We start from the raw sequence: 16,920 nt of genomic DNA, 5'->3' as shown, positions 1-16,920 counted from the left end.
CTTTCCCCCTCTCAATGGAGTATAAAATTGTTAACCCGCGAAAATATCCTCAGTGGCAAATATGTCAGTACACATCAGCGATTATTCCCTGCTGGGATGTTGTGGAGCATGGATCAAATCTATCTTTCGATGCAGTCAGTCTTAATGAATCGCGTAGCGGAAAAGCCCGTGTGGGTGTTTGCCTATGGTTCTTTGATGTGGAACCCGTTGATTACCATTGAAGAAATGCAGCGCGCGCAGTTGAAAGGCTGGCAACGCCGATTCTGTATTCGCCTGACCTCGGGCAGGGCGACTCCCGAGCATCCTGGTCGCATGCTATCACTGGATGTGGGGGGCTGCACAGACGGCATAGCCTTCAGATTGGCGGACACCGACCTTGAACGAGAACTGTCCATAATATGGATACGCGAGATGATTACCGGCCTTTATTGCCCGGTGTGGTCAGAAGTGGTTTTGGCAGATGGTACTCAAGTTGATGCGCTGGCTTTTGTATCAAAGATTAATCACCCGTTTTACGAGCCAGAGAGTTCCCCCTATACCGTTGCAGAATTAGCATTCTCCGCCACTGGCTATATCGGCACCAATGCGGAATACATTACCCAACTGGCGACAACTCTTGGTGCCTGGGGGATTCAGGATGAATATATTGATGAGCTTATCGTTGAGCTTGAAGAACGTGCCATTTTGAGAGGGAAAGCTTAAATGCACGATTTGCCGGAACGCAGCCGCGAAACGATAAAATCAACAAAAGCTTTAATCTTGGGCAATTGTTGACGACTGGATGGCCATAATATACAGACGTTGCGATGATCATGAACATTATCATTCAGCACGGCCTGTAGACTCCCGAATGAAATTGAATTTTCAACCATGAAATCGGGTAGCAGTGCTATACCGATCCCCGATTCCGCTATAGCAAAGAGTGAGTCAATGGTGTTGGCGATGGCGGATTGCGGCAGTTCAAGATGCAGAATCACCCCGTTTTCAACCAATGGCCATACGTCTAATTTGCCGCTGGTTGGGAAGCGATAACGTAAGCAGGCATGCGATTTTAAATCGTCTGGCGTCAAGGGGACGCCATTTCGGGATAAATAATCCGGCGAGGCGACAAGCCGATGTTTATATCCCGTTAACTGGCGAATAGTCAGCCTGGAATCATTGATCATGCCTATGCGCAGAACCGCATCAAAACCCTCATCAATCACGTTAGCCAATCGATCGCTGAAATCCAGTTCCAGTTCAATCTGCGGGTAGCGCTGCTGGAACTCGACCAGGTAAGGCATCAGATGGCTTCCTAATTGAGGCAAAGCCACGCGGAGCTTGCCCTGCGGACCGACTTTAGCCTGAACCAGCTCTGCGCGAGCCACGTCAAAGTCCGCCAGGATCTTTTGGCAACGGGCCTGAAAGAGTTGGCCTTCGGCGGTTAGCGTGATTGCCCGGGTTGAACGATGAAATAAACGTACCCCTAACTCCTCCTCCAGACGCACAACGGCTTTGCCAACGGCCGAGGAGGAAGTTCCCAGCCTGCGTCCCGACTCGGTAAAACTTCTGGTCTCAGCTGCGTGCACAAAAGCGCCCAGCGCGCCGAAGTAGTCCATTGCCATAACACCCCTCAATTACATCCTAATATTCCGTTATGTTGAGAATATAAGCCTATTTTTCTTTGGTTAGAAGAAATTTAAAATTTTAGCCTTAAGAGAGAAATAAGGCATTAAGGCCGATGTTTCCTCATTTTTACCGGAGAATATGATGTCTGAGTGTTCAAATTACTCGCCAATGCAAGCCGATTTGGCAAAGCATCAAGGTTATTCCCGAGTCTTCAAACCCGGCCATCTAACCTTCGGTTTTATTGCACCTCTTGAAAGTTACCCGAACAGCGTAGGTCCAACTTTGGCAGACCACGCGAAGATGGCGCGCAAAGTCGATGAGGCCGGTTTTTCTGCAATCTGGCTGCGCGATGTGCCTTTCTACGATCCTAATTTTGGGGATGTCGGTCAGGTACTGGATCCTCTCGCCTATGCAGGTTATCTGGCGGCAATCACCCGCGATATCGCCATAGGTACAGCAGGTATTGTCCTGCCACTGCGCGATCCGCTGATTGTGGCGAAACAGGCTTCGACCGTTGATCAGCTTCTGGGTGGCAGACTCTTATTGGGGCTGGCGACCGGTGACAGGCCTGTGGAATATCCGGCATTTGGCCTGGAGTTTGAAAATCGTGGCGAACGTTTCCGGGATGCGCACGCCATTATTCGTGCCGTAACAGAAAAGAGCTGGCCGGTTCATCAATCCCGTTTCTACGGAAATCTGCAAGGCAATATCGATTTGATACCCAAACCTGCGGGTAAAAGATTGCCGATGCTGGTGATAGGTCACGCGGGACAAACAACTGAATGGGCCGCGCAAAATACCGACGGAATTTTATCTTATATCGCAGATCCCCAGCGCATTCCGGCCATCATTGACAGGTGGAGAAGCGCCTCCCGCACCGACATTTTTAAACCCTACGGCTATGGCACAATGTTTGATCTTGACCGTGACCCTGACATGCCGCTGCAGCCGGGACGCGTATTACGTGCGGGGCGAAATGCACTGCGGGAACTTTGGTTACGCCAGCAAGAGCAGGGCGTCTCGCACGTCGCGCTTCACTTCAAAACCCAGCGTCGTCCTGCCTCAGAAGTGATCGACGAACTCGGCGAACACCTGTTGCCTCACTTCCCGAGCCATATTTCAGGAGGTCAATAATGGAACATCCACTGCACCACATGGACTTTATTTTCCAGACCAAATGGGCACTTATCCCCTTGATGTCCAGTGCGAGATGCTGGCAGAAACGGGCTATCAGGGGCTGACGGTATCGGCATGGAGTAAGGAGCTGTCGGCCTTATCGAGGGTAAAACCGCAATGGGGTCTCGACATTGGCGCTATTTATATGATTTATCGCCCGGGCCTTAAGTCTTTTGTGACCAATATCGTTCAGTCGGTTGAGGGCACACAACGCATTGAGTTGGCACTGCATTCCGGTGAGAACGTTAAAGATGCCGACAAAAGAATGCTCGAACGGCTTTTACCGATTTGTGAGCAGCGGGACATTGATATCGCGTTGTATCCCCATGTGCGCTATGGCATGCAGACTACGTCGGAGGCCATCTCTTTATGTGAAGAGTTTGATCATCCTAATCTGGGCATTGTTTTTAACGGTTACCACTGGTATGCGAACCAGGAGAGGGACTTAGAACAACGACTTGATGCGGTCATGCCCTGGCTTCGACAAGTTAATCTTGCCGGAACACGACTTTCTCCACTGGGTTGGGGCGGTGTTGCAACCATTGAACCCTTAAACGAAGGCGAAATGGATAACTTTGTATTACTGGGCGCGCTCGAACGACGTGAGTATCACGGATGCTATGGCGTAATGGGCTGGGAGAGCATGGGGGGCGACGTATATGGCAATTTACAGCGCTCACAAGCGGCATTCCGTTCAATGGAAAAGCGTCTTGCAGCTCATCCCGACTGGTCAGTGATGACGCCATCCTCTTATTAATTTCCCTGGAGTTTATATGATCCATCCTGTTCATGCGCTGGACTCATTTTTTTACTCATCAATGGGCGTGTATGAATTTCATTCCCAATGTGAAATGCTGGCCGAATTGGGTTATGACGGGATTACCGTATCGGCATGGGGAGGTACGCCGTATACCGATTTGGCCTTATTACCCAGGGTTAAAGCGCAACATGGTTTAGAGATTGCAGGTCTGTATCTGGTGCTTCATGAGGGGCGTAATGATACGGTGCTGCGGCGCATCATTGAGACGGTGGAAGGGGTTGAACTGATAGAGCTTGCTGTTCAAACGACACTCAACGGCATGGGCGCGATCAAGAACTTTATCCAGTCCATTTTGCCTATTGCCGAGCGACGCGGCTTGCGAATTGCGTTGTACCCGCATTTAAGGCATGTCACACAGACCACGTCACAGGTTATTGAACTTTGCGAGGACTTTAACCATCCCTGTTTGGGCGCGTCTTTTAATGGCTATCACTGGTTTGCCAGCGAAGAAGGTCAGCTTGAACAGCGGCTTGATGCCATCAAACCCTGGTTGATGCAGGTCGTGCTTTCCGGGAGTGCAATGTCTCCGTTGGGTTGGGGTGGAGTGGCGACGATGGAGCCCCGGACTGCGGTGAACTGGATAATTCTGCCATAATCGCTGCACTCAATCGCATGGGTTATGCTGGCAGCATCGGGGTGCTGGGATGGGACTACGGAGGGGATATTTACCGTAAGCTGGAGCGAAGTTTACGGGCAATTCATGAGATTAACCATCGTCTGGCAAAGCATCCGTCATGGGCCAGATCCCTTATTGGTTAGAAACTCAATGCGATCAAAAAAGCATGCAATGAGGGCATGCTTTGTATGAATCCTGGATTAAGATTTATAGGGTTCTGAGAGCGCCTGCCCTTCAACGCCGGCATAAGTAATGATCACTTCGACCGGTTCGTCAGTGGTAAAACCGCGGTGTACATCATCAACAGATTCGTTAAACGCTTCACCCGCGGTAAATTTTCGGCTTTCGCCCGTCTCTTTGTCTTCAATCGTTAGCGACCCAGAAATAATATAGGCAACATTAGGCATCGGGTGAGTGTGCCAGGGCAAAGTAGTATTTGCCTCAAAGTGCATTTTCATGACGGTTAAATGTGGCTTGCCTTCCAGATACTTTTCGTAAGCTTTACCGTTCCATGCCCTACCACTACTTACCAGCTCTTCCGATTTTACACCTTCGGATTCAAACTCAGACGTTTGGTTAGTTTGTTCTTTAGAATGAGTAGACATAAATCGCTCCCTATTTGTGATGAACTTGATTACATTTTACAAAAAACTGTTTTCCGGCATGCAATCCGAATGATTAAAAATAATGGATACGTTGCATAATCAGCCTGTCAGGCCTTTAGCTGCACTTTTTCCCGACGTAATACCAGGGCGTTAATACCTATGCACATCAGTAAAGAAAACGCAGATAACCACATACCGTAGGCCATACCGGTTGAAAATGAACGCGGGTCACTGTGGGCAATCATGGCACCAAACAGGCCCACACCAATGACGCCACCAATTTGTCTTGCAGATGCCATCAGACCAGAAGCCATTCCCGCGTCGTCCTGAGATACAGAAGAGAGCATAGAATTGGTAATTGAAGGCACAGACATTGCGCTGCCAATACCGACCATCATGAGAGTACCGTTCAGGAACCACAGAGAGCTGGACTCTGTTAACTGGGAAAGCAAAATAAATCCGTCTATCTGAACACTAAAGCCGGTAGTGATGATCCGGATATCGCTGACTTTTTTTGCTACTCGCGTGGACACCATTGTAGAAATTGTCAGCACAGCCGTTAAAGGAATAAAAGACAGTCCCGTTTTGATTGCATCGTAATGAAGAATGCTCTGGAAATAGATGCTCAGGTCAAAGACCGTGCCATAAAAGGTCAGATTGATTATCGCGCCGCAGAGCGCGGTGGTGGCTAAAATTTTATTTTTAGCCAGGCGCGGGGGCAACATAGGGGACGCAACGCGCCTTTGAATCAGGATAAATAGCACTAAAAATATCGCCGCAACGGCCATCATGGCTACAGGCCCCCGGGTCCATCCCTCAGAGCTTGACTGAGTTAATCCATAGGTTAATGCCGCAATGCATACCGCAATCGTTCCCTGGCCCAATCCATCGACTTTTTTATCTACCCGTGGCGATGGCGGAGCTGAACGCAAAATAAGGAAAATCGCGAGTAAGCCCAGTGGCACATTAATGAGGAAAACGCTGCGGCATCCGAAATACTGAATTAAAATGCCGCCCAAAACTGGCCCCGCAGCTAAGGCTATCCCCCCACAGGCCCCCCAGGTGGCTACTGCGGTCCTTCTCATGGACGGGTCGGTAAATGACAGTCTGATCAGTGTCAGCGAAGTCGGCACAAGCAGGGCTGCCCCCATTCCCTGGACTCCTCTCAGAGCAATGAGCACAGACAGGCTATTGGCAAGGCCACACCCGATGGAACCCACCGTAAATAGGGCGAATCCCCAGGTAAAAATGTTTCTCGCCCCGAACTTATCTCCAAAAGATCCTCCAATAATCAGCAACGCTGCAAACACCAATGCGTAGCTGTTAATCACCCACTGAAGACCAGTAAGGTTGGTATTGAAGGCATTTTTAAGGGAGCCCAGGCCAACATTGACTACGCTCACATCGAGTTGAACCACGAGGAAACCCATGCAGGTGGCGAGCTGTATGGCTATCAATGAAGGGGTGTACTTTGACATTATGTCTATCCAGCAATTAAAAAACTAACGTCATGATAGGTCTTGCCAGAACATGTATAAATACTAAAATACGCACACTATCCACGCAAAAGTGCATACATAATGAATTGGGAAAATATTCGTTTTTTTGTTGCCATAGCCAGATCCGGTACGCTATCAGGGGCCGCAAAGGCCCTGGATGTTGACCAGGCAACGGTAAGCCGCCGTCTGATGTCACTTGAGGCTGAACTTGGATCGAAGCTTATCGAGCGACTCCCGCGTGAGGCAAGGTTGACGGCACAAGGGCAGATTATTCTTGCAGAAGCCGTTGAGATAGAAGCCTGTACGTTTAAAATAGAGCGTCTGTCAGTTGCAAATAAACAAAAAAGAGAAAAGGTGACTATTTCCGCACCACCTGTTCTTGCCAGACATTTCTTTGCTACTAACATGTTAAAATTATCTCAGGAATTGCCCCAAGTCCTTATATCGATACTGAGTGATGTCCATTTTGTTTCTCTGTCCAGACTCGAGGCAGATCTTGCCGTCAGATTATCTCCAGGAATTAAAGACACGGATATAATCAAAAAAATTGGAAAAATGGATTTTGCTCTATATGCCGCAAGTAATTACTACCATCTTAAATCACCTGAATTATGGGAGTTCATAGCCTATCCTGAACGCGTTACCAACTTTGAAAATAAGCAATGGCTGGATAAAATAATTGGTGATAAACGTGTTTTATGTGAGATGACCGATCTCAGTCATCAGTATGAAACTGTTTGCTCCGGCGTGGGTATTGCAGGTTTGCCATGTTTCCTTGCAGATAAAGATAAGCGTCTGGTTAAGCTCGAGGTTGACGAGTCAATGCTTAGTCTTGATATTTGGATAGCCAAGCACCCGGATCGTCGTAATGATCCCTTAGTTGTGCATGCTTCAAATGCTATAGCTATCATATTGAAAGAAGTTGGCTTAGGATTATAGTGATATCACGTTCTTTCCTCACATATAACCTGCGTTCCGCTTAAATGTGCCAGGGGTTTAAAGTTCAACAGTACGAAAACATGCCTTTTCGTACTGTTGGAAATCAAACTTCTGGTATTGGCGTACACCCATTACTAAAGCTACAGCAGCTCAGAAAATAGGCCTGCTGTACAATGTTGAACCTTCCCCAAACGCCCCCTCTACTCCGTCAGCTCATTTTATCAGACAATGAAATTCAGACTTTTTTATTAAAATAAAAAATTTCATTCCATTGCAGCAATGAGTAGTTTGACTGAATTCTCATCAGGGATTGATATGTGTAGCTACAACCTGTGCAGCTATTTTTGCCGTTTCTACCAGTCTGCGTTGTGGCATGCCCTGATACGCAGCAGCAGATAATCCTTTCAGCGTTACCACGATAAAGTCTGTAAGACAGTCTGCTGACTCCGGGCACACGGCCATTAGCCAGTCATTTATAGCTGTAATTCCCGGTCTGGCCAGCCTGCATGCCACTTCACGGGCATCTTTGTCATCTGCCCGCATGCCTTCGGTAACAAGGCATCCTCGCTGATGTTTATGAAGGCCATATTGTCTGGCGGCTGCTACCAGCAAACCTTCCACGCCTTCCACAACAGTTTTATCAGTTGATAATAATTTGTTCAGGGGAAGCGCACTCTCCCGCGCATAACGCTCCAGGCTCCGTTCATACAGCCCAACCTTACTGCCATATGCAGCATAAAAACTTGGCGGCTTGATATTCAGCGCCTGAGTCAGATCAGCAATACTGACTGCATCATAGCCATGTTCATGAAAGAGTGCCTGTGCAATTGCTACTCGGGGTTTGAGGGCCAATGGAACGAATACGTACGCTAAGAATGTAATTCATTGTTAGTATTTAAACGACTAATGCTCAGTGGAACAAAAAATCACGTTAAGGGATATAGATTAAAGGTTACCGACGCTTACCCTGAAAATGATATCAACTATTAGCCGACAATTATCACGCCACAAAAAAGTGTAATGCCCATTCAGAAAGATATCTGAGTAATTTTTTATTTAGCTTCACTTCACCACCGCTCCATTTACAAACAGATTCACCAGATGCGAGATTCGTGTTTTCGGCGAAATGTCGTTCTCGGCACACAGTGAGATGGCCGTGGCAATGCACACCAGATCGCCAAAGGTGACATCAGGCCGAATAGCTCCCAGCTTTTGAGCCTGGTCAAGAAGACGCCCCCCTTCCGCACTCGTTGCGAGGCAACCCGGCGTTCCGATCTGGAGAACAGTGCCTAGTGAGGACGCAAGGCCGCGATAGACAGTCGTGAGTTGAACCAGTTCTTCTAAATAGGCTTGCAAGCCGTTTAATGGGCCAAGTTCTGCAGCTCGGGCACGGCTGTTTTCTGCAAAAGTGAGGAAGCGGGGGCTGTAGGCCGTAGCCAACAGATCTTCGCGTGTTGGAAAGCGCCGATACAGCGTGCCGATGCCGACTCCGGCGCACCTCGCAACATCGTCCAAGGAGGCGCTAGCGCCTTTCTCCAGAAACACTTCTTCGGCGGCTGCGAGGATGCGCTCTCTGTTTCGTTGGGCGTCGGCCCTTAAAGTTGTTTCATCGGTCAAAATCGTGGTCTCGCTGCAACTTTATAAATGGAGGATAGCTCCATATAATAAGTGGAACAACCCTCCATTTGAAACGAAAGCGAGTAAGCGACATGACAAAACGGTTTGAGAACAGGGTGGTGCTCGTCACTGGCGGCACGGACGGCATCGGTCTGACCACTGCCAAATCCTTCGCCGAGCAAGGCGCTCACATCTACATCACTGGTCGCCGGCAAGACCGACTGGATGAAGCCTTAAAGGAAATCGGGTACGGTGTCGTGGGCGTACAAGGCGATGTCAGTAATCTGGCTGACCTTGATCGCCTGTACGCGCAGATTCAGCAGGAAAAAGGCCGTGTGGATATGGTTTTTGCCAACGCAGGAATATCGGAATCAGCACCGATTGGTGGCATTGAGGAAGAACACTTTGATCGTGTGTTCGGCATTAACGTGAAAGGGACTGTCTTCACCGTGCAGAAAGCGCTGCCGCTGATGACCGCTGGCGGCAGCATCATCCTGACCGGCTCAGGTGCAGGCAGCAAGGGTTTTGCAAATCTTTCCATTTATAGTGCAACGAAGGCGGCGATCCGCTCGCTTGCGCGCACATGGACTACCGATCTGAAAAGTCAGGGTATCCGGGTAAATGTCGTTTCTCCTGGAATGGTGTTGACCCCCGCGATGCAGACCTATCTGCAAAACAATGAAGGTTCGGAAGCGTGGATGCAGCAAGCGATCCCATTCGGCAGGCTCGCCAGAACCGAAGAAATTGCAAAGGCGGTCATGTTCCTGGCTTCTGATGAAAGCAGCTTTGTCGGCGGTGAAGAACTGTTCGTAGATGGCGGCTACGTAGCTGTTTGATACGGATCACTTTTTTGCTGGCCGGGGGAGATTCGTCCCCCCTTTCTTTCGTTCTTGGTGTCGCGAACGCTTTTGGATACAGTACTCTAAGATAATTAGGGCGTATTTTGATATTATCCAGAGCATTAATTATTCTTCTCTCGCTTCAGAGATAATTTTATAGACGGTTGATCGCGCAATTCCAATTTGACGTGAAATTGGAATTGCCCCGGATCCTTTGCTATGGAGTGCGAGAACGATAGCCCTGTTTATGGTATGTTTGCGGCCGAATCGTATGCCTTTGAGCTTAGCTTCATGTCTGCGTTCATTGGTGCGTTCCAGAGGTGTCCGTTAAACCCGTGGCGATTCAAAAAACCCCGGGACGGCAGCACCGTTAAGGGTATTGGACACTTTCACACGGTGAGACTGGCAAGATAAACCGGCTCAGGGATGTAAGCCGCCATTTTCATTCCCTTGCTGGATACTGTTAAAAAACAGGCGCAGACCCACAGTGGGTGGCCATGGCGAAAACCGTAATGCAGAAAGCTTGCATGTCAGCGTGTCGAACTGTAACTCTGCCGGACGGCAATTACTGAGGTTATCACAGGGCGCATTTGCGAGTACGCCTGATGATGAACTATGACCCCGGAATAAGGTAAAAAGCACTGGTGAAAGAAACGTTGTCTTCTAACGCCTGAAGTCCTGGAGCAATGAACTCATTCTGGTACCAGACAACATCATCGACAGGGACCGTTGCTGAACATTTCTCGCACCGGATACTGGCAACGCATTCATCTCTGGAAGATTTTGCAGATGAAGTGAACCGGTCACATCCGCATTCTGGACATATCAATTGTAATACTGGCATAGCCTCAAACTTAATCCATGGTAGTGGAGTTATGAATAATCCTAACGGCGTCGTTTGGCCATAGAGTGATGCGTAAATTTTGTGCAAAAATGGAATTATCAGGGGTCAGCCACATTTTACTGGTTCATAGGTATGGCAATCACTGCAATCCAGACCCGGCCCATTGATCACCACATGGCATATATCTTCAGCACGTCGCTGAGCTTCAGTGTGCTGATACTGTCTTCACCGGCTTGGGCTGGGACTATGACAAGCGCAGGGAGGAATTAACTGGCATGTTTGATCGCAACCATCGCCAGTCACTGATTGAAGGACAGCGCAGCCTGGCAGCATAACCAGCTCAATCACTAACGCGTTAAGCTGAGAGCCACTTTCACAACGGCTCTCAGTGACCATAACCGGTTAGAAAAAAAGCCAGTTCACATGCCTTTTTGACTGCCTGACTCTCTCTACAGCGATGACTGGCGTTACTACTGGCAGGTGAGTATGCCGACCGTTACACAGATACCCCTCATGACAGCTATCAGAAACTGCAACGACAATCTCCGCACCTAGGGCGACACGGTTGCAGAATGCACACTCTACAAGCTGGCACCTTCCCATACTTACGTTATTTTCAGATACCTGGAGTAACAATGTATCGCGTAGACACATCTACCGCGCAGCCGGACAAATTTGGCGCGGGCAAAAATGGCTTTACAGGCGGGGAGCCTCAGACAGGTGAGCTTCCGACTGCCCTTGATGCTGACTTTTTCGATTCAGTCCTGGAATAGATGGCAGCTGCCGGATTATCTTTAAGTAAAGACAGCATTATTCAGCTACTGGCAGCAATGAAATCACTAATAGATGCTGGGTTCTTTTGAATGCACAGATTTTCATATTATCGGGTAATTACACACCAATGCCAGGGACAAAAAAATTATCATTGAATGCCTTTGTGGCGGGGGGGGCGGGATCAGGCAGGATCCGGTTATGCATCTTTCGGTGCAGGCGGAGCCGTAGGGGGCTTGCCAAAGGATTGTTCACAAACCTGCAGGCCTATGGGCTCTGAAGAGGGCGCCGGGACGGTTAAGGACGGAAACGTTATACCCAGTCCCGCGCGAACACTGGTGGCTCAGTATTCCGCTTGAGTGCATCTGTTTGTTCTGGCGGCATTGGGGAAAATTCTATTCAAAAGAAAGCCGCAATCAATGCCAATTTATCTATGAAGGATGTGCTGTTAACGGAAGCGAGTTTGCGGCGAGACACCCTGCAAGACGCAGTTGATATCGATGGAGCAACGAGTGAAAAGGCGGAAGCTCTACCTTTACGGAAGAAGTATCATGTACTTCTTAGCTGAATTGATGCAAATACGTCAGATGATATCTCATGACCAGATAAGCCCGGTTACCGACAAAAAAGCCCCGGCGACGGGGCAAGCTTCGGACACCGCATCTCTACAGGTGCTTGTGCATGAGATGTAAGTTTAGTAGTCCGCAGACAGGTCAGCTAGAATGTGCAGACCGAGGTATAAAAAACCGGCTAAAAGGCCAGCTTCTGAAGTTCAGAATAGCAAAGAAATCCGCGTACAAAAGAAACACGCATGCGGAAGATATCAGCCTGGTAATCTTTGGAAAGCCAGCAATTTTTATCGTGACGATAAGGCATGTTATGCAATTTAATTGCCAGTAAATCACGCAAAAAGCCCGACCGTCATGGTCGGGAAAGGAATCAAAATTACTCTTGCACTACACATGCGATCATCTGCTTGTGTAGTTTATCTAACCTAACCGGCACCAATGGCGATTACTGTAGGGATATTCTCACGTTTGCAAACTTCAGATTTTTCTGGTCAGGAGTTAGGTTAGCCTTAATGATCCATTAGTTGAGCCTCACGGATATAGTTCAGGAGCACGGCCCGTGATATGGTCAGGATTTCGCAAAATTGAGAGCCAGCTGTGAAACCTGTCAGGAATGGAGAAAGGGCCGCTTTAATTGAGACTGAGCTGGGTGAGGCTGTGATTATGATTATGCGGGAGGGGATTCCCCTAAGTCGGGAGAATATACTGCACTATCTGGAGTCAAAAAGGCAAAGAGTAGGGGACATCAGGCTAAAGGGAGTGCTCCGAGATGCCGCACAGGCTATAAGGAAAGAATGGCCTGCTCTCCGATGATAGATACATCGCGATGTTATTAATGCCTTCATCAACTGTAGGAGCAATTGTAAACTTCCGCTCCTTCCTCATATCTGAGTTGCCACCATGCTGCCCAGAGCTCGCCATGACCCAATACGGCTGATTTTGCGCGCAAGGAGTCAATCCGTATTCAGCATTATTTTCTGCCTGAAAGCGGTTTTTCTTCATTGCCGCACCTGCATGACACGCCCACTCTGGTCAGGGTACGCTGCCTGATCCACTGTACTCGGCATGGCATTCATCAGTTAAGCCCGGCAGAGCCGGAAAGAACCAACAGCATACCTGTTAGCAGCTAAAAATTCTATGCTACAACAGCATCGCCAGCAGCACGGCGCATAACAGCAGCACATAGATTCGCGCATGCTAGACATCGGGACCACTCGGCGGGTAATGGAAATGCCCACCCAGCCCGTAATTTTCAGATTGATAAAACCCTGGAAGCCATTTACCGGGATTTTTTGCCAGCCGCTCATTGCATAAGTTACAGCGCCGCACAGCGCCACCGGCAGCGAAAGAGGAGCAGCTGTCGCACAGCAGCATTAAGTAAAGAAAGCAGACCGTGAGACAGAGCTAAGGAGAGAGGAAGCGCAGGCGCTGGGGAATAACCGGTACGTTAGCCCCAGCTTTTACGGGGGACACCGTATCGCCAGGCGACCACACTTACGGGGGACAGTTAGAGTGTGAAATCGACGTGCTCGCCACCGGGCATATTGATACCGATAGTTAGCTGGCCGCCGAGCGCTTCAACATATCGTTTGAGCGTCGCGATTTTCAGATCCTCGCCACGCCCTTCGATAGCCGCCACGGAGGATTGTGCGATCCCCATAGCTTCTGCCTGCTGCTTCTGCGTTTTAGCCAGTGCCTCGCGAAGTTTATACAACTGAGAATCAAGCCGCATTTCTGCAACTTTATCATTCACCTGAGTCAGTTCCTGGGGTGTCAAATCAGCCATCAGATCATCCAGCGTTTTCATTTTCCACTCCGTTTCAGTTGGTCCAGGTGTCGGTGATACTCGCTTTCAGCCGTTTTAATCATGGTTTTGTAGAAACGCTTTTCATCAGCGCCTTCTTTGTTACCCGCGCAAAGGATGATGGCTTTGCGCAGGGGATCAAATACAAAGAATCCTCTTACAGGTCGGCCGTTGCTCTGAACTCTGAGCTCTTTCATGTTGGGGATTTTCGAGCCGTACAGCGTATCGACATGCGGCCGCCCGAGGTATGGACCGTCCTGCTTCAGAAGATTCAGTGCGGCAATAACGTCCAGCTGCATTGCCCTGTACTGCTCTTCCAACTATTCAGAGAACAAATCCGTGGTTTCAACAATCCACACAGGCCCACCTTTATGAATTACAATTTATAAAGAATATATATTACAGTCTATATTTTCAACGCTGTTTTATAACAGTTTGGGCTGGTGATGCCAGGCTTTATCGCTGGCGAGGTCTGTTACAGATACTGGACATGCCTGAGCCGCCTTGCTACCCGGGCCAGCGGGCGTGAAAACATGAAGCATCATTGCCAGCCCTGTCCTCAGCGGCCGAACCTTTCTATGGCCAGTGAACGCGCTGCTGCTGGCCCGCTGCTGGGGTTGATCTGAAAGCGCGCCATCTGAGCCGGCAACGCCGGGAAATTAAAAGCCTTAAAATTTTGATGTTAATGTCCGCTTTGTGCTGTGAGCTCGGGAATAACGAGTTATTCTGAGCTTCTCTGCTGGTTCGCCCGTCAAGATGGCAGATTCTCTCGTTCTTTACTGCCAGTTGCGCTGACAACATGTGTGATGGTCTTCAACTTTGCCGGGCCTGCGAAATGCATCCTGTCATGGCAGAGATGCTCAGAGGCGGGTAAAGGGCAGGGATGAACCTGTACTGCCGGCTTAACCGCAGTAAGAATGGAGCACAACTGTCCGATTAAAATATGCGCGTTTAAAATCCGGTTCATTACCGCCCGATATTTCAATGTCCGCCAGGATATGCAGAACCAGTCAGTTCATCAAGAACTTCGCGGTTAATTTCATCATCCGCATTATCGACCGCTCTGGAGATAGTCAGCAGGCCCTGTAATTCGCCCAACAAAATTGTCGCGTCTGATTTAAGCAATGCGTCGGATTCAGCTGAGTCAATTACCGTGTTGATGGCCTTATTAGCGTTTTCAATCATCTCTGTTACGCCGCCATGCTTGCTCACAGCCAGAACAAGCGCACTGATCATCAGGGACTGTGCCTCAATACGAGCAGTCAGCTGTTTCATGTTTGCATCAATATGTGAAATTTTAGCAAGCATGCTCAGCACCACATTTTTCATAGCGTCTGTCCCCATAAAAAACCAGATTCTAACTACTCAGGTAAGCGTTGCAAACATGAACAGTCTGAAAATTGTCTTGCATCATCCTGAACTGATCATGCCCACTGCAAGAAAAACCGGATGCTCAGCTTACCAGGAAAACTGCGCTACAAAAAATGGTATACGTGGTGCAGAGATATATTGATTAAAACCTTCCCCTTTGTGGGAGGTCATAACTTTCTCAATGACGTTCACAAACCTGTCTGGAATTTCACAGAGGGGGATCTGTACACAAAATTCGTGAGCACCGGTATAAAGAGCATTCCCATAAGGTCCGGAGGTGCAGGTTTCAATACATGAAAAGTATCATCGCAGACGCGTGTATTGACAGTAAGGAATGGCTTCGGTACCCTCTGCGTCAGACATTTCAGCCTATCTGAATTGCGTAAGCGTTAACGTCAACCAACGCATAAATTACGATCATATCAACGCATCGTATTTGCAGGGTTGACTCAGTATGTCTGTCATATCAGATAAGAACTCTCTCGCTAAAAATCCCCTTTTTTCATTGACCTTCATCGGTGTTCTGCTTATAGCGTCTAACCTGAGAGCGCCAATAACCGCTGTGGGGCCGGTTCTTCATGAGATTGCAGCCTCGTTTAACTTAACAGGTGCCTACACAGGATTACTTAACGCGCTGCCTTTACTTATTTTTGCCCTTGCCTCCCCCTTTGCGCCCGTGCTCACCCGCAAAACAGGCCTTGAGAAAGCTCTTTTAGCCGCGCTTGCGTTAATCGCTGCAGGATGTCTTACGCGCTCGTTCTTCGGAGTCATGGGGTTATGGACAGGGACATCCCTTATCGGTCTGGGCATAGCCGTTGCGAACGTCCTGGTTGTGCCATTAGTCAAACGGGATTTCCCGGATCATGCCGCACGCTGTGTAGGGCTGTACGCTGCCACGATGGCTCTGACCGCAGCGTTATCAAGCGGTATTGCCGCCCCGTTGTCAGAACTCAGCAGTACGACATGGAGAGTGTCAGTGGGTATCTGGGTAATACCTGCAGCCCTTGCTCTTATCGTGTGGATGAAAGTATGCGCGAGAGCAGATGATCAAGCTGACTCACCCGTGAAATCTACTGTGCAGGGTACACGCTCTGTCTGGAAAAGCGGTGTGGCATGGTACGTTTCAATGTTTATGGCCCTGCATACGATGGTGTTTTACACGCTTATTGACTGGTATCCTTCAATGGCGAATGAACATGGCGTCAGCTCATCTGCGGCAGGTTTCCATCTGTTCATCTATCAGGCCGTTGCCGTAGTCGCTAATCTTTCCACTGCCGTATTCATTGCCCGTCTGAAGGATCAGCGTTTGCTGGGGGTGGTATGTTCATTATTCATCACCTCCGGCGTTGCTGGTCTTCTGATGATGCCTGACTTTTCAGTAATATGGCTTGTCCTTGCAGGAATCGGCGCGGGTATGTCTATGGTCACCTGTCTTACGCTTTTTGGACTGAGAGCCCGGGAACACAGCCAGGCGGGTCAGCTGTCCGGTAAGGCACAGTGCATTGGTTATCTGATTGGGGCTCTGGGGCCCTACCTCGCAGGCATACTGCATGGCCATACCCGTACCTGGGGTTCCACCCTCATGTGTATGCTTCTGATTTCCCTGGTTCAGGCTTATTTTGCATGGCAGGCAGGCAGAAACAGATTTGTCTAAAAACTATGTGCCCGGTTCAAGCCGGGCACATTTTATTTAATGTAAAATAAACAATTGGCCAGGGTCATTCATACAATGCTCATGGCTCATGGCTCATGGCTCATGGCTCAGGCACTACAGAATCCGGACGGTTTGGCAGCCGGCTCAGAAACCGTTTTTCTCTTTCTTTCCTCACTCTAATCACAGGT

15 protein-coding genes and 4 pseudogenes are annotated in these 16,920 nt (G+C 48.9%); 8 read left to right on the top strand and 11 right to left on the bottom strand.

Annotated features, from left to right (window positions below; translation table 11 throughout):
* Positions 1-27 precede the first annotated feature (27 nt).
* A complete protein-coding gene (locus Q3V30_RS21905) occupies positions 28-702 on the top strand; it encodes a gamma-glutamylcyclotransferase (protein WP_306213361.1) in 675 nt (224 codons plus the stop codon).
* Here the strand turns inward: Q3V30_RS21905 and Q3V30_RS21900 are convergent.
* Positions 699-1,598, bottom strand: coding sequence for a LysR family transcriptional regulator (locus tag Q3V30_RS21900; RefSeq protein ID WP_306213542.1), 900 nt, complete (start codon positions 1,596-1,598; stop codon positions 699-701). The two genes, Q3V30_RS21905 and Q3V30_RS21900, sit on opposite strands and share 4 nt — an antisense overlap.
* Before the next feature lie 151 nt (positions 1,599-1,749).
* Here Q3V30_RS21900 and Q3V30_RS21895 point away from each other — a divergent pair, with 151 nt between their 5' ends.
* From Q3V30_RS21895 to Q3V30_RS21885, 3 genes and pseudogenes are all read left to right on the top strand, one after another.
* Positions 1,750-2,742, top strand: coding sequence for an LLM class oxidoreductase (locus Q3V30_RS21895; RefSeq protein ID WP_306213540.1), 993 nt, complete (start codon positions 1,750-1,752; stop codon positions 2,740-2,742).
* Positions 2,742-3,541: pseudogene (locus Q3V30_RS21890) on the top strand (sugar phosphate isomerase/epimerase family protein). The gene Q3V30_RS21895 and the pseudogene Q3V30_RS21890 overlap by 1 nt, the downstream one beginning before the upstream one ends.
* A gap of 16 nt (positions 3,542-3,557) precedes the next feature.
* Positions 3,558-4,363 (top strand): annotated as a pseudogene (locus Q3V30_RS21885) (sugar phosphate isomerase/epimerase family protein).
* A gap of 57 nt (positions 4,364-4,420) precedes the next feature.
* On the opposite strand, the gene Q3V30_RS21880 reads toward Q3V30_RS21885, so the two are convergent.
* Positions 4,421-4,825 (bottom strand): cupin domain-containing protein, encoded by a 405-nt coding sequence (locus tag Q3V30_RS21880; RefSeq protein ID WP_306213360.1) that lies wholly within the window; start codon positions 4,823-4,825, stop codon positions 4,421-4,423.
* A 107-nt stretch (positions 4,826-4,932) separates the two neighbouring features.
* Complete coding sequence (locus tag Q3V30_RS21875; RefSeq protein WP_306213359.1) at positions 4,933-6,303, bottom strand: MFS transporter; 1,371 nt, start codon at positions 6,301-6,303, stop codon at positions 4,933-4,935.
* A 102-nt stretch (positions 6,304-6,405) separates the two neighbouring features.
* On the opposite strand from Q3V30_RS21875, the gene Q3V30_RS21870 reads away from it, so the two are divergent.
* Entirely contained in the window at positions 6,406-7,263 is an 858-nt protein-coding gene (locus Q3V30_RS21870) for a LysR family transcriptional regulator (RefSeq protein WP_306213358.1), read from the top strand.
* Between the two features lie 303 nt (positions 7,264-7,566).
* Here Q3V30_RS21870 and Q3V30_RS21865 read toward each other — a convergent pair whose 3' ends face one another.
* Together Q3V30_RS21865 and Q3V30_RS21860 are read right to left on the bottom strand one after the other, a co-directional pair.
* Complete coding sequence (locus Q3V30_RS21865; RefSeq protein ID WP_306213357.1) at positions 7,567-8,115, bottom strand: TetR/AcrR family transcriptional regulator; 549 nt, start codon at positions 8,113-8,115, stop codon at positions 7,567-7,569.
* 210 nt (positions 8,116-8,325) lie between these two features.
* Complete coding sequence (locus Q3V30_RS21860) at positions 8,326-8,880, bottom strand: TetR/AcrR family transcriptional regulator (RefSeq protein ID WP_306213356.1); 555 nt, start codon at positions 8,878-8,880, stop codon at positions 8,326-8,328.
* 92 nt (positions 8,881-8,972) lie between these two features.
* Here Q3V30_RS21860 and Q3V30_RS21855 point away from each other — a divergent pair, with 92 nt between their 5' ends.
* Positions 8,973-9,716, top strand: coding sequence for an SDR family NAD(P)-dependent oxidoreductase (locus Q3V30_RS21855; protein ID WP_306213355.1), 744 nt, complete (start codon positions 8,973-8,975; stop codon positions 9,714-9,716).
* A gap of 129 nt (positions 9,717-9,845) precedes the next feature.
* Here Q3V30_RS21855 and Q3V30_RS21850 read toward each other — a convergent pair.
* Positions 9,846-10,046: pseudogene (locus Q3V30_RS21850) on the bottom strand (helix-turn-helix domain-containing protein); the annotation flags it as partial.
* 1,643 nt (positions 10,047-11,689) lie between these two features.
* Between Q3V30_RS21850 and Q3V30_RS21845 the strand changes: the two are divergent.
* Positions 11,690-11,902: a tail fiber assembly protein gene (locus tag Q3V30_RS21845; RefSeq protein WP_306213354.1), complete on the top strand. Its 213-nt coding sequence runs from the start codon at positions 11,690-11,692 to the stop codon at positions 11,900-11,902.
* A 751-nt stretch (positions 11,903-12,653) separates the two neighbouring features.
* On the opposite strand, the gene Q3V30_RS21840 is transcribed toward Q3V30_RS21845, so the two are convergent.
* From Q3V30_RS21840 to iraP, 5 genes and pseudogenes are all read right to left on the bottom strand, one after another.
* Complete coding sequence (locus tag Q3V30_RS21840) at positions 12,654-12,905, bottom strand: hypothetical protein (protein WP_306213353.1); 252 nt, start codon at positions 12,903-12,905, stop codon at positions 12,654-12,656.
* A 138-nt stretch (positions 12,906-13,043) separates the two neighbouring features.
* Positions 13,044-13,273, bottom strand: a pseudogene (locus Q3V30_RS21835) (sulfite exporter TauE/SafE family protein); the annotation flags it as partial.
* A gap of 137 nt (positions 13,274-13,410) precedes the next feature.
* Positions 13,411-13,710: a helix-turn-helix domain-containing protein gene (locus Q3V30_RS21830; protein ID WP_306213352.1), complete on the bottom strand. Its 300-nt coding sequence runs from the start codon at positions 13,708-13,710 to the stop codon at positions 13,411-13,413.
* Positions 13,707-14,006, bottom strand: coding sequence for a type II toxin-antitoxin system RelE/ParE family toxin (locus Q3V30_RS21825; RefSeq protein WP_306213351.1), 300 nt, complete (start codon positions 14,004-14,006; stop codon positions 13,707-13,709). The genes Q3V30_RS21830 and Q3V30_RS21825 overlap by 4 nt, the downstream gene beginning before the upstream one ends.
* A gap of 682 nt (positions 14,007-14,688) precedes the next feature.
* Entirely contained in the window at positions 14,689-15,036 is a 348-nt protein-coding gene (gene iraP, locus Q3V30_RS21820; protein ID WP_306213350.1) for an anti-adapter protein IraP, read from the bottom strand.
* Between the two features lie 496 nt (positions 15,037-15,532).
* On the opposite strand from iraP, the gene Q3V30_RS21815 reads away from it, so the two are divergent.
* On the top strand, positions 15,533-16,732 hold the full coding sequence (locus tag Q3V30_RS21815) for a CynX/NimT family MFS transporter (RefSeq protein ID WP_306213349.1): 1,200 nt from the start codon (positions 15,533-15,535) through the stop codon (positions 16,730-16,732).
* Positions 16,733-16,920: the final 188 nt, after the last annotated feature.

This window comes from Erwinia pyri, assembly GCF_030758455.1.
Lineage (GTDB): Bacteria > Pseudomonadota > Gammaproteobacteria > Enterobacterales > Enterobacteriaceae > Erwinia > Erwinia pyri.
Note: the sequence above shows the minus strand (reverse complement) of the source record. Positions and strands in the feature narration are given on the sequence as shown.